At 60.5% G+C, this 14,073-nt stretch carries 11 protein-coding genes; 6 read left to right on the top strand and 5 right to left on the bottom strand.

Annotated elements, in window-relative coordinates; all coding sequences use genetic code 11:
* Window positions 1–27: 27 nt before the first annotated feature.
* From serA to AB7S84_RS07085, 5 genes are read left to right on the top strand one after another with little or no spacing between them, the layout of a single operon-like run.
* The gene (gene serA / locus AB7S84_RS07105; protein WP_020875818.1) at window positions 28–1,620 is read left to right on the top strand and encodes a phosphoglycerate dehydrogenase; all 1,593 of its coding nucleotides are present in this window, start codon (window positions 28–30) and stop codon (window positions 1,618–1,620) included.
* A 59-nt stretch (window positions 1,621–1,679) separates the two neighbouring features.
* Window positions 1,680–1,988: a hypothetical protein gene (locus tag AB7S84_RS07100; protein WP_040414727.1), complete on the top strand. Its 309-nt coding sequence runs from the start codon at window positions 1,680–1,682 to the stop codon at window positions 1,986–1,988.
* 45 nt (window positions 1,989–2,033) lie between these two features.
* A complete protein-coding gene (locus AB7S84_RS07095) occupies window positions 2,034–4,787 on the top strand; it encodes an intermembrane phospholipid transport protein YdbH family protein (RefSeq protein ID WP_020875816.1) in 2,754 nt (917 codons plus the stop codon).
* A 57-nt stretch (window positions 4,788–4,844) separates the two neighbouring features.
* The gene (locus AB7S84_RS07090) at window positions 4,845–5,081 is read left to right on the top strand and encodes a YnbE-like lipoprotein (RefSeq protein ID WP_020875815.1); all 237 of its coding nucleotides are present in this window, start codon (window positions 4,845–4,847) and stop codon (window positions 5,079–5,081) included.
* Window positions 5,082–5,104: 23 nt separating this feature from the next.
* Window positions 5,105–5,473, top strand: a complete 369-nt coding sequence (locus AB7S84_RS07085) for a YdbL family protein (protein WP_020875814.1) — start codon at window positions 5,105–5,107, stop codon at window positions 5,471–5,473.
* A 114-nt stretch (window positions 5,474–5,587) separates the two neighbouring features.
* Here AB7S84_RS07085 and dnaK read toward each other — a convergent pair whose 3' ends face one another.
* The 5 genes from dnaK to AB7S84_RS07060 form a co-directional block, all read right to left on the bottom strand.
* Window positions 5,588–7,507 carry a molecular chaperone DnaK gene (gene dnaK / locus AB7S84_RS07080; RefSeq protein ID WP_020875813.1) on the bottom strand — a complete coding sequence of 640 codons (1,920 nt, stop codon included), beginning with the start codon at window positions 7,505–7,507 and terminating at the stop codon, window positions 5,588–5,590.
* Window positions 7,508–7,555: 48 nt separating this feature from the next.
* A complete protein-coding gene (grpE, locus tag AB7S84_RS07075) occupies window positions 7,556–8,221 on the bottom strand; it encodes a nucleotide exchange factor GrpE (protein WP_052018533.1) in 666 nt (221 codons plus the stop codon).
* A 297-nt stretch (window positions 8,222–8,518) separates the two neighbouring features.
* The gene (locus tag AB7S84_RS07070) at window positions 8,519–9,706 is read right to left on the bottom strand and encodes a lipocalin-like domain-containing protein (RefSeq protein WP_020875811.1); all 1,188 of its coding nucleotides are present in this window, start codon (window positions 9,704–9,706) and stop codon (window positions 8,519–8,521) included.
* 88 nt (window positions 9,707–9,794) lie between these two features.
* Window positions 9,795–12,416 carry an ABC transporter permease gene (locus AB7S84_RS07065; protein ID WP_020875810.1) on the bottom strand — a complete coding sequence of 874 codons (2,622 nt, stop codon included), beginning with the start codon at window positions 12,414–12,416 and terminating at the stop codon, window positions 9,795–9,797.
* Window positions 12,413–13,099, bottom strand: a complete 687-nt coding sequence (locus tag AB7S84_RS07060; RefSeq protein WP_020875809.1) for an ABC transporter ATP-binding protein — start codon at window positions 13,097–13,099, stop codon at window positions 12,413–12,415. The genes AB7S84_RS07065 and AB7S84_RS07060 overlap by 4 nt, the downstream gene beginning before the upstream one ends.
* 381 nt (window positions 13,100–13,480) lie before the next feature.
* Here AB7S84_RS07060 and AB7S84_RS07055 point away from each other — a divergent pair, with 381 nt between their 5' ends.
* On the top strand, window positions 13,481–13,939 hold the full coding sequence (locus tag AB7S84_RS07055) for an SH3 domain-containing protein (protein WP_020875808.1): 459 nt from the start codon (window positions 13,481–13,483) through the stop codon (window positions 13,937–13,939).
* Window positions 13,940–14,073 lie beyond the last annotated feature (134 nt).

The raw sequence follows: 14,073 nt of genomic DNA, 5'->3' as shown, positions 1-14,073 counted from the left end.
CATCGGATTCACAAGGAGAAACAGACGATGTACAGAGTCATGATACGGGACAACATGTCCCCTGTAGCAAAAGACATTCTGGAGGCGACCGGCAGAATCGAGGTGGTGGTGGACAACGACAAGACCACCTCGAATCCCGAAGCCCTCGCCAAGGTCATCGGTGAATTCGACGGTCTCGCCGTTCGGAGCGGTACCCGGGTCACGGCGCACGTGATTGAAAACGCCGGCAGGCTCAAGGTCGTCGGACGCGCCGGTATCGGTGTGGACAACATCGATCAGGCGGCCGCGACGAAAAAAGGCATCGTGGTCATGAACGCCCCCGGCGGCAATACGGTGACGACGGCCGAACACGCCCTGTCCATGATGTTTGCCCTGGCCCGGAATATTCCTCAGGCCACCGCATCCCTGCGGGAGGGGAAATGGGAAAAGAAACGCCTCATCGGCGTGGAGATCACCGGCAAGGTCCTGGGGATCGTGGGATTGGGGCATATCGGCCGGGTCGTTGCGGAGCGCGCCCTGGGGCTCAAGATGAAGGTCATCGCCGCGGATCCCTTCGTAAGCCCGGAAGCGGCGGTCAAGATGGGCGTTCACCTGGTCGACCTCGACCAACTCCTGGCGCAATCCGATTTTATCACGCTTCACGTCCCCCGCCTCAAAGAAACGGAAAACCTCATCAATGCCGATACGCTGGCCCGGATGAAGCCGGGGGCGCGGCTCATCAACTGTTCCCGGGGGGAGGTGGTGAACCTGGACGACCTTTATGCCGCCGTGTCCGGGGGACATATCGCCGGCGCGGCCCTGGACGTCTTCCCCAAGGAGCCGCCGGACCCGAGCCTGCCGATTCTCAGCCACCCCAACATCATCTTCACCCCCCATCTCGGCGCCAGCACGGGGGAGGCCCAGGTGAACGTGGCCCGGATGATCGCCCAACAGATGGCCGCCTATCTTCTTGACGGGGTCATTACCAACGCCGTCAATTTCCCGTCGGTCTCCATGGAGGAGATGGCCCGGCTTCGCCCTCACCTCAACCTGGCCGAAAAGATGGGGGCGCTCATCGGGCAGCTCGTCGGAGCGGTCCACGACGTCACCGTCACCTACAGCGGAGAAATCTCCAGGCTGTCGACCCGGCCGGTGACCCACGCGCTTCTCAAGGGACTTCTGGGGGCCTACACCGACACCCCCATCAACTACGTCAACGCCCGGGCCATCGCCCTGGACAAGGGGATACGGGTCAGGGAGACCACGGACCAGTCGCAGGAAGACTTTTCCAGCCTCATCAAACTGAAGGTCGACGGCGCGCAGGATGCCCCCAACGAAATATGGGGAACCATTTACGAGAATAAATATCCGCGGCTTATCCGCATGGGCGACGTCTACCTCGACGCCATTCCCGACGGATCGATGATCGTCATTCAGAACATCGACGAACCGGGCGTCATCGGCCATGTGGGGACCACGCTGGGTCGTCACAACGTCAATATCGGCCGCTTTCAACTGGGGCGACGGGACGATCGGGCCGTGTGCCTGGTCAACATCGACTCTCCCGCCGACGAAGAGACGCTCGCGGAGATCAAATCTCTGCCGGTCATTCTCTCGGTCAAACAGGTGCACCTCGGCTGACGACTTCACGGATACGGACAGCGCATTCCCGCGCCGACGGAAAGGAGCGGAGATACGGCATGATGAACAAGCGGATCAAAAACCTGATCCTGACGGGTATCGTCGGATACGCCGTTTACTATGTGCTCACCCACCATTTCATCTACATCGACAACAGCTTCGCCGTTCTTCCCAAATCGGAGATCACGCTGAACCACACCCTTTTCAGCCCCGGAAATCGAAAAGAGATCCTTTACAAGGGGATCGACAGCATCCTCGAAAACGAAGACCTGCGTGAGGCGGGCATCGGAGATCTCATGGTGGAAAAAAACCTGATCACGTCGGATGAACTGCGGAACGCGGAAGAAGCCCTGGATTACGGTGGGTAACCGCCCCCACGAAAACCGATAGACGACATCGTCACCGGAGCGAGAATGGTTGTTCAACGAAAGCGGCGGCGACTGCTTGTCGGTTCTGGTCTCATGCTGATAGGCCTAGTCGGCGTCATTTTCGTCGGCATCGCCGCGCTGTTGCCGGCTTACCTCGGCTCGGAGGCGTTTTACCGTGCCGCGTCCGGGGACGGTCTGCCTGAATTCCGCTGGGACGTCCGCCGTATCGGGGCGACCGGTGCGGACATCGCAAAGATCCGCATCGGACCCGTCGGCGCACCGGCATTGATCGCGGAGTCCTTTCGTCTGGACTACGCCCCGACAGCGCCGGTCCGGCGTCACATCCAACGGGTCGCGATCACGGGCCTGGAGATATGGTGCGGCATCGGCGAAGACGGTTTTTTCATTCGCGGCATCGACCTCGGCGGCCTGATGAAACGGTTTTCGTCCACGGATTCATCCGCCGACGGGTCCCTGCGACCGGCCTTCCTCCCGGAGACGATCGAGATCCGGCATTCCCGGATTCGATTCACATGGAAAAATCAGGTGTTCGCCATTCCCGTGGATCTCCGCATGACCACTCCTCCGGAACCAGCCGACCGATTTAAGGCCCGCATCGACGCCGCCCTTTTCGACCGTGATATCACGGTGGAAGGAGCGGTGGACGTCACCTCCGGGCACGCCCGGTGGCACATCTCGGCCCCCGACCTTTCGATAGCGTCTCTGATACGGGCCGCAGGCTTGCCCTTCGAAACCACCGCCTCCGGCAGTCTGACCGTCGCGGCGGATGCCGACTTTCAGATAACCCCTTTTGCCCTGCAGAAGGCCGCGGTACACTTCGAATCCGACCGCTCCCGGATCCGAACCGGCCCCTTGACGGTCCAGGACCCTGACGGTCCTCACCCCATATCCCTCGACCTCGCCGCGACCGACATCCACACATGGGAGATCCGGCTTGCAGACCTCTCCCTGGTGTCCCCCCTGCCGGCGCTCCTGTCCCGGCTCGCCGCACGGATCACCCTCACGGACGACGGCGTCGAGGGGCGGGGGAACGCGGTTTTCCGCATTCCTCCGTCCGAAGCCCATGGGAACGACGGTACCGAAAAAAGCGGCGACATCCCCCTTCCCATCGTCTTTACTTTCGGCCTGTCGCCTTCGGGCACATGGCGTTTGACGCTCACGACCCCGGATCCTGTAAACCCTTCCGCCTCGGCGAGCGTCAAATGGGGTAAGGGCATCGTCCATGGCGCCATTCCCCGCGTCGCCGTATCCGGGGAGGGGAAATTCAACGGCGGCATCCTACGGTGCGTCGCTGAAACCGGTCCGATACGGGTGGCCGCGCCGGGGGTCGATGCGGGCATGGCATCCCTGGCCCTCGACGGGGAGATTCGCTTCGAGAATTTTGAAAACGCCCGAGTCGCAGCGGCACTCCGGGCAGTCGAGACCCGTGTCTCGACGGGAACGGGATCCGAACGCACGACGGCGCGCATCCCGTCTTCAAACGTCTCCGGAAAGGGGCGATTCTCCCGGACGACAGGCCTCAGCTTCGAGGGAAGCGCCGAGATTAGCGACGGCGTCGTAGAGGTTCCGGATCAGCGCGTGAGGATCGCCGGCATCCAGGCGGCCCTTCCCCTGGCATGGCCCTGGACCGAAGCTGAACAGCGGGGTACCTGCACCATGGCCGCCCTTCGGTGGCAAGGTCAAAACATGGGGGCCCTGAAAGGCGGCCTCCGTCGCGGGCCCCGGGGATTAGGGTTCGAAGGCCGTTTCTTCAGTCGCACATTACCGGGATTGGTCCTGAAAATAACCGGCGATGCCCCGTTCCTTTCCCCCGGGATGCCCTTCGCCCTGTCCTGGTCGACGCGATACCGCCCGTCCGTGCCCCTGGATCTGGGTCGGTTCGGATCGGCCGCCGAAGGGGCGGTGATCGAGGGTATTCTGACGGTAAAGGGCCGCATGGACGCAGGCGGCGAAGGGCCCCCGGCGGGTGAGATGCAAGTCGCTCTCTCCGGCGGTCGCATAACGCACAGGGAAAAGGGGATTCGAATGGAGAATATGCGCCTCGACCTCTGTTTTCCGGAGTTTCCCGTTGTAAGGAGCGCTTCGGATCAGCGTCTTGCCGTCGAACGGATGACCTTGGGTGAAATCCAGCTCGAAAACGTCGATATCCGCTTTCAGATCGAGCCGGAAACGGTCGTCCTCGTCGAAAGGGGACGTTTTGGATGGTGCGGCGGGAATGTGGACGCCCGTTCGTTCAGGATATCCCCCGGCACGACGGATGCCGATCTTGTCCTGTACTGCGACAGGCTCAATCTCGCCCGCCTGCTCGATCAACTCGGGGTGGCCCGGGCCGAGGGCAACGGCGCCGTCAACGGACGGCTTCCCATACGGCTTCGGAAGGGACGCCTGGTGTTCGACGACGGCTTTCTCTACTCCACCCCGGGAGACGGCGGCGTGATTCACGTCTCCGCCGCCGAGGTCCTCACGGCGGGCATCCCCAGAGACACCCCCCAGTTCGCCCAGGTCGATCTGGCGATGGAGGCCTTGAAATCCTATGAATACGACTGGGTCAGACTGAGGCTCGCCACCGAGGGGGAATACCTTCGCCTGGCGCTGCAATTCGACGGCCGCCCGACATCCCCCCTCCCGTTTGTCTACAACGAGACCTTCGGCGGATTCGTCCGGGTGGAAGCCGGCCATCCCGGATCGCGGTTCGAGGGGATACGGCTGGACGTAAACCTGGGGCTGCCCCTGGATAAAATCCTCCGCTACAAGGGGCTGATGGAGATGGTCCGGTAGCGGGACCGACCGGGCGGGAAAGCCCCATCAACCATTCGTCGGAAAGGAAGCACGCAGATGATCGAAAAAATACTGCTGGTGATGATGCACCTGTCGTTTCTGTTCATGCAGAGCTGCCAGACGTATCATCAGGTCGACGTCAAGCCCGTCGAGGTGAAGCCCATCCACATCACCATCGACGTCAACGTCAAGGTGGACCGTGCCTTGGACGATATCATCGACGACGTCTACAAATATCGGAAAAGCGAAACATCCGAAACGCCGATCTCGTCTCCGGACACCGAAAAAGACTAACCCCATCCCGTCAGGAGGTCAACATGCCGTCAAGAATCGCTATCGCGTTGCTTACCTTTCTCCTCGGCAGTGTCGTCGTCATGGGCATCGCCGGGGCCCAGGAAGATATTACGTCTCGAATGGAAGCCCGTTTGCCGGTGATCGATGCCCTCAAGGCGAAAGGGATCATCGGCGAAAACAATAATGGGTATCTGGCGTTCATAGGCCCCAGGACCCGAACCGATGTCGTCAATGCCGAAAACGCGGATCGCGCAGCGCTTTTCGAGAGGATCGCAACACAGCAGGGCACCACGCCGGATCTGGTCGGTCGTCGCTTTGCCCTGAAGTTCCGGAATCTGACGCGAGCCGGGGAATGGTATCAGGACGACGCCGGAAACTGGCGAAAAAAATAGCGCCGACCCGTGCCAAAAAAATCCCGCGCCGACCAGCGGCGCGGGATTTCCGGCGTCTCATCCGAAACAAACGGATGCAGCGCCATACACGTCCGTGTTGCGGCCTATTGCGGCCTATTTGTCCTTGACCTCCTCGAAGTCGGCATCGACAACGTCGTCATCCGATCCGCCGCCGGATCCAGCTCCCCCCTGGGCACCCTCACCAGGCTTGGAACCGCCGGTCTTCTCGGATGCCTGCTGATACATGGCCTCGGCCAGCTTGTGAGAGGCCTGCATCAGGTCGTCGCTCAGGCGCTTGATCTCATCGGCGTCGTCGCCTTTCATGACCTCTTTGAGGCTGCCGATCTTGCTCTCGACATCGCTTTTGATGGCGTCGTCCACCTTGCCGCCCAAATCCTTGATCGATTTTTCCGTCTGGTAGATCAAGGCGTCGGCATGGTTTCGGGCCTCCACCAGGGTCTTCTTTTTCTTGTCCTCGTCGGCATGCAACTCGGCCTCCTTCACCAGCTTCTGAATCTCTTCCTCGCTGAGGCCGCTGGAGGCGGTGATCTTGATCGCCTGCTCCTTGCCGGTGCCCAAATCCTTGGCGGAGACGTTCACAATGCCGTTGGCATCGATGTCGAAGGTGACCTCGATCTGGGGCACCCCTCTGGGCGCGGGCGGAATGTCCGCCAGGTCGAATCGGCCCAGGGTCTTGTTGTTGGCGGCCATTTCCCGCTCGCCCTGGAGCACGTGGATGGAGACCGCCGGCTGATTGTCGGTGGCCGTCGAAAAGACCTGGCTTTTCTTGGTGGGTATGGTCGTGTTCTTCTCGATCAACTTGGTCATCACGCCGCCCAGGGTCTCGATACCCAGGGAAAGGGGGGTCACATCGAGCAGGAGAACGTCTTTTACGTCGCCTTTCAGCACTCCCCCCTGGATAGCGGCGCCGATGGCCACGACCTCGTCGGGATTCACGCCTTTGTGGGGATCCTTGCCGAAAATCTTTTTGACGCGCTCCTGAACCGCCGGCATACGCGTCATGCCGCCCACCAGGATGACCTCGTCGATGTCTGCATTGGAAAGGCCGGCATCCTTCATTGCGATTTTGCAAGGCATCTCGAGATTGTCCAGCAGATCCGCCACCAGACCCTCCAACTTGGTCCGGGTGATCCGGATGTTCAGGTGCTTGGGGCCACTGGCATCGGCGGTGATGAACGGCAGGTTGACATCGGTCTCCATGGAGGTCGACAGCTCCATCTTGGCTTTTTCGGCAGCCTCTTTGAGCCGCTGAAGCGCCATCTTGTCTTTCCTCAGGTCGATGCCCTGGTCTTTTTTGAATTCATCGGCCAGATAATCGATCAGGCGGAGATCGAAATCCTCGCCGCCAAGGTGGGTGTCGCCGTTGGTCGCCTTGACTTCGAAGACGCCGTCGCCGATTTCGAGCACCGAGATATCGAAGGTGCCGCCGCCAAGGTCGAACACCGCGATCTTTTCCTCGGCCTTCTTGTCGAGCCCATAGGCCAGCGAGGCCGCGGTAGGCTCGTTGATGATCCTGAGAACATTGAGCCCGGCGATCTTTCCGGCATCCTTGGTCGCCTGGCGCTGGCTGTCGTTGAAATAGGCCGGCACGGTAATCACCGCATCCGTCACCGTCTCTCCAAGATACTCCTCGGCGGTCTTTTTGATGTTGCCCAGAATAAATGAGGACACCTCTGCGGGGCTGTACTGCTTGCCCCGAATGTTGACCCGGAGGTCTCCGTTGGGGGCTTTCTCAATGGTATACGGCAGAACTTTGATGTCGTTCTGAACCTCACGGGAGTCAAATTTTCGCCCGATGAGCCGTTTGACGCCGAAAACCGTGTTCTCGGGATTGGTGATCGCCTGTCGCTTGGCGATCTGGCCCACTAACCGCTCTCCCGACTCCGCGATCGCCACTACGGACGGCGTGGTCCTGCCGCCTTCGGGATTGGTGATCACTTTCGCTTCTCCGCCCTCCATGACCGCCACACAAGAGTTTGTCGTTCCCAGATCAATGCCTATTACTTTACCCATTTCCTCTCCTCCTTAGGATGTCTATTCAAATGCTGGTCTCGCATTGGTTTACGCTTCATTGTTCAGATCGTCGGGCGCATCATCGGCCGATACGGGCGGCTCCGCCCCGGCGGGCGTCGACGGCGCCTTGGAAACCACCACCATTGCCGGACGTATCAGACGGTCGTGGAGAAGATAACCCTTCTGATATTCCCGCACTACGGTGTTGTCCGCATGTTCATCGCTCAATTCCTGCCCCACCGCCTCGTGGAAATTGGGGTCGAAAGGCTTTTCCAACGCGTCGATCGGTTTGACGTGGTACCGATCCAGGACCTTCAGAATTTCGTTGAGGGTCATGGAGACCCCCTCGACAATGCAGCTTTGGATATCTTCCGGCGGGCTTTCCTGGGATGACGACGACTGAATGGCCCGTTCAAGATTGTCGATCACGGGAAGCAGGTCCCTGATCAAAGCCTCGTTGGCGAACTTTCGGAAGTCCTGCATCTCACGGGCGGTTCGCTTTTTGTAGTTCTCAAACTCCGCATAGAGCCTCAGGAAGCGATCTTCATGCGCCTTGCCGGCCTCTTCCGCCGACGCCAGCGCCGTCTTCAACGCCGCCACCGCATCTTCCGCTTCAGATTCCACCTCCGCGCCGTCGTCCGTTTCGGAGGGCGCCGCACTTACCTCTTCAAGATCCTCTTCGATCGGTTTTTCTTCCATTTTCTCTTCTGTCATGGGCCAATACACTCTCCCGGTTAGCCTTTCCAATAAGGTCAAAAACGATAGGGTTGAATATAAAATTGGAACCAAGATACGATTTTTGTTTCAAAAAAAAATTAATAAGCGCCTAAAAAATAAGGTTAAATCCGTAAAGATTGTGTAGAAAATAAGACGGAAAAAATCGATGTCAAGACGATATGTTGCCCCGCTGAATATCTTAATTTTACAGACTATTGTTTTGAAAACCATAAAACGGGACCGCCGAAATCGGGATGGGGGAAACCACGGAGAGGGTCGGCGGATCCGTCTTCATCAACGGGGGGAGCGCCTGTCCTTCCCATCCTCACTCAGGACGTTCAAGGGTTCGGCATAGCCCGTCAGTTCGACATACCCTTCACCTGAAAGCGGGTTGCCGGACCGGCTCCCGGTAAACGAGACGCTCCCCTCCCAATAGATCACTCCGGCGGCGCCGCCCGTCGCCATCTCCTGGTCCGGGATATTTGCGCCGCCCTTCAGGTGGAGGTTCAACGGGTTGATATCGATCCGCCATTTCGAAGGATATACGGCGCCGGAGTGGGGGCTTTTCCAGACCGCATCGGGCGTCACCCTGAATTCATCCCGGCCCAGATGCCGGCTTCGGCCGTCCCGGTCCACAAAGGTGCCGCTCGATGCGGGGTGGAAGGATCCGTCCGGGCTTCTCAGAAGATAGATCATCACATCGGCGCCGTCCGAGAGATGGATGCTGAACCAATCCCATCCCGCCAACCCGGGCTCCAGGGGCGCAGTGGAGAATTCGTGATCCATCCAGGCGAGCCCCGTCACCGGGAACGTCACGTCCTTCAGGGAAACGGTCCCTTCGGTCATCAGGCGGGTGATGGAATAGTAGCAACTGGCCCTTTCGGGGGTTGAGCCTTTGCGGCTGTAACCGTCGTCGCCGTGAGGGACCGGAGGCTTTGCCGGACGCAGCAGAAGACGAATGCCAAATTCAGGAGCGTCGGCGAAAAGCCTGTGGCCGTCGGGACCGATCGCCATGGACCAGTTTTTCAACATCACCGACGTCCGGCCGGATGCGGTCTCTGCCCGGGCCATTCCGAGGGTTGCCCGGGCCGCCGATTTGGCGTGATAAAATCGCTCGCCCGACAGGTCCGAAACCGCGGCATGGCCCAGAATAACGTTTTGTGCCCGCCAACCCGACGCAGGCACCCGAAGACCGTTCTCCCTCCCCGGCGGCACGAGACGGGAGCGAAAGAAGGTGAGTTGAAATCCCAGCCGCCGCCCCTCCTCGGTCTTCAGGTTTCCGGTGTAGTACCACCACTCCACCTTATAGTCGTCATGCGGGCCGTGGTCTCGGGGAAAGACAAGCCCGCAAGGCCCCGTGACCTGGCTGTAGTCCGAAGCCCAGATCGGCGGCACCAGCCCCGTGCCCAGGACCACAAGGATGCCCACGGACTTCAACCATCGCATCAGACGTCTCAACCATTGGATGCCGTCATGTGTCATATATTCCTATCCTCGGTTCAAAGGCGCCGCCGCATCGACTGTTTCGCGTCGCGCGAATGGGCGTTTCGGCTGCCGTGCCCGACGGAATTCAACCATCCCGCAGCACCGCCGCCGGCGGTTCCCGGAACACCCGCCGTACCGCCGGGAGGGCGGCCGCCATGGTCGTCACAAAAATCAGGGGCAAGGAAAGCAGAAGCGTCGCCCAGTCCACCTGGTAGATGAATGTCCACCCGAAGGACTGTCGATTGATCACGAAGACCAGCAGCAGCGACAGCACGGCTCCGCAGAGAAGGCCGCCCACCTCTCCGGCAGCCACCATGAGAGCGGCTTCCCAGGCGATCATGCTTCGAATCTGGCCTCGGCTGCCGCCCATGGCGAAGAGGGTATTGAGCTGGCGGGACCGTTCCAGTACCAGCACCGTAAGCGTGGTGGCAATGCCCAGTGCAGCCACCGCCAGGGCGATAAACAACAGAACCGTCGTCACGGAAAATGTCTCGTCGAACACCTGAAGAATGTTTCGCCGCAGCTCCGCTCCCGCGACCATGTCGACCCGATCGCCGCAACGCGCAAGAATCTCCGCTTTCAGGCGATCGACCCGAGCGCCGATATCCGAACCGGGTTCCTTGAAAAAGAAACGGACACCGCTCCACTCGGGAAAACCGGCATGTCTCCCGGCCTCGGTCCGGAGGGCCTCATACCGGTCAAGGGAGAAGAACACCACCCCTCCCTTGGACCGATAGTCCCGAATCACGCCCACGATGGGAACCGTCACCGGATGGCCGTCGATATGATCCCGGAAAAGATCGCCCACGCCCAGTCCCGTGCGATTCGCGAAAACCTCGGACACGACGACGCCCCGACCGGCCGCAAGCGCCCGACGCGCGGCATCGCCCTCGCCGTCGATCCAGATGTAGCCGCCATGACGAAAAAAGGTCGAAAAATCGATGGCCTCGAACTGATACGGAACGCGGCCGTAGGTCAGGTAGAATCGGCGGAAATGGACCCGATCCGCGGGGATATCGATCGACGAGATGGCTTTTGCGATCTCCGGCGCAAAGGGGGTTCGGTGATGATTGACCTCGCCGAGTCTGGGGGTTACGAAGAGATCCCCGCTCACGGTCTGTTGGACCCAAAGGCTCACGGTTGCCCGGAAGCTGTGAATCATGACGACCAGAGCCGAAAAAAGGGCGACCGCCGTGATGAGGGCACCCACGGAAACCGCCGTCCGTATCCCGCTGTCCCGGAGATAGCGCCCCGCCAGGTAAGCCGATACGCCGGCCGTGCGCCGGAGCAGCGGGGAGAGGTGAACACCGATCCGCTCCAGGAAAAAAGGAGACATGAAGGAAAATCCCGCAAACAACATAAAGGTCGCGGCATATCCCGACAACGGTATGCCGGATACCGCGGGCATCCAGGATAGGGGCCAGACCGATCCCATGAAAAGCGCGCCTGCGATCATCAGACGTCGAGCCGTCCGTCGGTGGGCGGCATGGGGTGCCCCCGGCGACATCGCCTCACGGGGTGACACCTGCATGGCCTGACGGGCCGGCGCCAGGGCCGCCAGCACCGAAACCGCCAGCGTGACGCCGAAAGAGAGCAGCACCTCCCAGACGTCCAGGCTCAATCGGTCGACCGTCACATGGACGAACAGGGTGGAGATGGTCCTGCCGATCCCCTCCGCCATGAGATTGACCATAACGACACCTGCAGGAAAAGCCGCCAGCCATCCGGCAATGCCGAAGAAGGCGCCCTCCATCAGAAACAGAAGAAGGACCGTCCGACGTGAGGCGCCCACAGCCCTCAGGACGGCGATTTCCCGCCGACGGGACGCCGCATGGAGGGCTACGAGGCTATAGACGAGGAACATTCCCACGAACAGGGAAACAAAGCTGAGCACCGACAGGTTGAGCCGATAGGCGCGGATCATGCCCAGGCCGGTCTCCCTGGTCTGGGTCGGCCGGGAGAGCACAAGGCCGTCCGGCAGGATGCCCTGAAGGGTCTGAGGAGCGTCGGCCGGCGCATGCGGCCGAAGACGGATATCGATCTGATCCACCACCCCGTATCCGCCGGTGAATTCCTGGAACGTCGCGATATCCGTTAAAACGACACGACCGCCGTCGACCTGGGAGATCCCCTCCCCGTCCAGAACGCCGAGGATACGGAAGGTCTGCCTCCCCCCGACGCCCTGGAGCGTGACCATATCCCCGGTCGTCTTTTGAAGCACATCCAGGAGCCGTCGTCCCCCCACCAGGGTGTAGGGTTGGGTCATGAGCGCCATGGGTGCGCGCTCCTCCGGAGAATCGGCCTTCTGCGAATCGCCGTCCACGGCCCACCCCCTGAAGGGGCGGTCGAGAATGGGATCGAGACCGACAAGGAGAAACGGGGTCTCCGACCCCGACGCCGAGCGCACATAGGTTCTGGATAAAGGCGAAGCGCTATCGACCAACGGATGGCGCAACAGCATCCCCACCGCCTCCTCGGGCACACGCCCGCCGGGCCGGACAACCGTCCAATCGGCTTTTCCGGCGATCCGGTCCACGCTCAGGCCGAAGGCATCGACGGCGGCGTTGATGGAGAGCCGGACGCTGGTGAACACTGCGGCGCCAAGGGCGATTCCCAACACCACAGCCAGGGTGCGCCGCCGGTGAAGCCTGAAGTTGCGGAGGCTGAACCACCTGAAAAGGCGCAGCAAAAAAATCAGTCGTGTCATTGGATTCTTCCGTCCCTGAGGCGGATGCGCCGGGTGGCGACCTTGTCGGCCTGGCTGCCGTGGGTGGCAATGACAACGGTTTTTTTCGATGATCGGCTCAGCTCCGCCAGGAGTTCGATGACGACGGCACCGTTCCGGGTGTCGAGATTGCCGGTGGGTTCGTCGGCCAGGATCACGGCAGGGTCGTTGATGAGCGCCCTGGCGATGGCCGTCCGCTGCATCTCCCCGCCCGAAAGCTGACCGGGAAGGTGGGTGAGGCGAGCGCCCAGGCCAAGCCATTCCAGGAGCTCGACGGCCCGGCTTTGCACGGCTGTGTCCGGACGGCCGGCCAAAAGCGCCGGGAGACAAACGTTTTCCAGGACGTTCAGGGTCGGCATCAGATTGAAGGACTGGAACACCATGCCCACCACACGGCGACGATAATCGTCCAGGGTAGGCCCCGAGGCCCGGATCAGGTCGCGGCCCGCTACGGTGAGTTGTCCCCCGGTGGGACGGTCAAGACCCGCCAGAAGCGACAGAAGCGTGCTCTTTCCGGAACCGCTCACCCCTTTGAGCAGCACCAGTTCCCCTTCCGGGATATCCAGATCGACGGCGTCGATACCGATAATCCGGGCTCCGCCCAAGGTGTAGGTTCGGGTCAGCTTCTCGGCATGAATCACGGCGGCCGCGGCAGATGATTTCATAATTTTCCGCTTTCAGCATCAGGTTGCATATGACGGTAAATCTAAATCATCCAACGGAAAAATCAAAGCCCAAGACTTCAATCCGCCTTTGCGCCTTTGCGTGCTTTGCGTGAGAATCCTTTTTGACAAACGTCCCCCGGAGCGAAAAAATATCTCACGAAAAGCACGCAGAGAAGGCCAAGGTTTTTTATTCTTCAGCCTCCCTATCCGGTCTCCGCAATGAAAGCCGGAAGTTGCATCGGGACGAAAAACGCGACGCCCGATTGGGCGTTGAAACATTTTGAAAACTGTATTAGATTTGGATATGGGCAGACGTCAAGTGATCATTGGAATGGTCATTTCGATGATCGGCTTGCCGGCCCGTAGAGAGAGGGGATAGCCATGAAAAAGACCATCATCGTTCTGACCACGGTTTTCTTCATGGCCGCGACGCCGACGATTGCCGGCGCCGGCCGGGGGTATCACCGTTATCACGGACACGGCGGGTATTATCACGGAGATAGCGACGACGTCTGGGTGGCTCTGGGCATCGGTCTTCTGACCGGAGTCGTCCTTTCGGCCATTTTCACCCCGCCCCCGCCCCGAACCGTCGTCTACTCGAATACGGCGCCGGCGTATGGTTACCCTGCGCCCTACCCTGTTTCAGGCACCGTATCCGTCACCGTAAAGGCACTGAATGTCCGGAGCGGGCCGGGGCTTCATCTGGGTGTCATCGGACGCGTCCGACAAGGCGAAGTCCTCACGGTCCTTGGTGGTTCCCCCGGCTGGCTGAACGTCAGAACCCCATACGGCGCTGTGGGATGGGTCATGTCCCGATACACCGCCGCGCCCGTCGGCTGACGAGACTGAAGGATAAAGGCTGAAGACTGAAGACTGAAGGCTGAAGGGGAAAAAAGTGCGCCGTTCATCACACGCGCACCCCTTCAGCCTTTAACCTTTGGAGACCGAAGACCGAAAATCGAAGGCTGAAAGGG

This window comes from Desulfococcus sp. (assembly GCF_050178255.1).
GTDB classification, from domain to species: Bacteria; Desulfobacterota; Desulfobacteria; order Desulfobacterales; family Desulfococcaceae; genus Desulfococcus; species Desulfococcus multivorans.
This window is presented reverse-complemented; position numbering and strand designations above follow the sequence as displayed.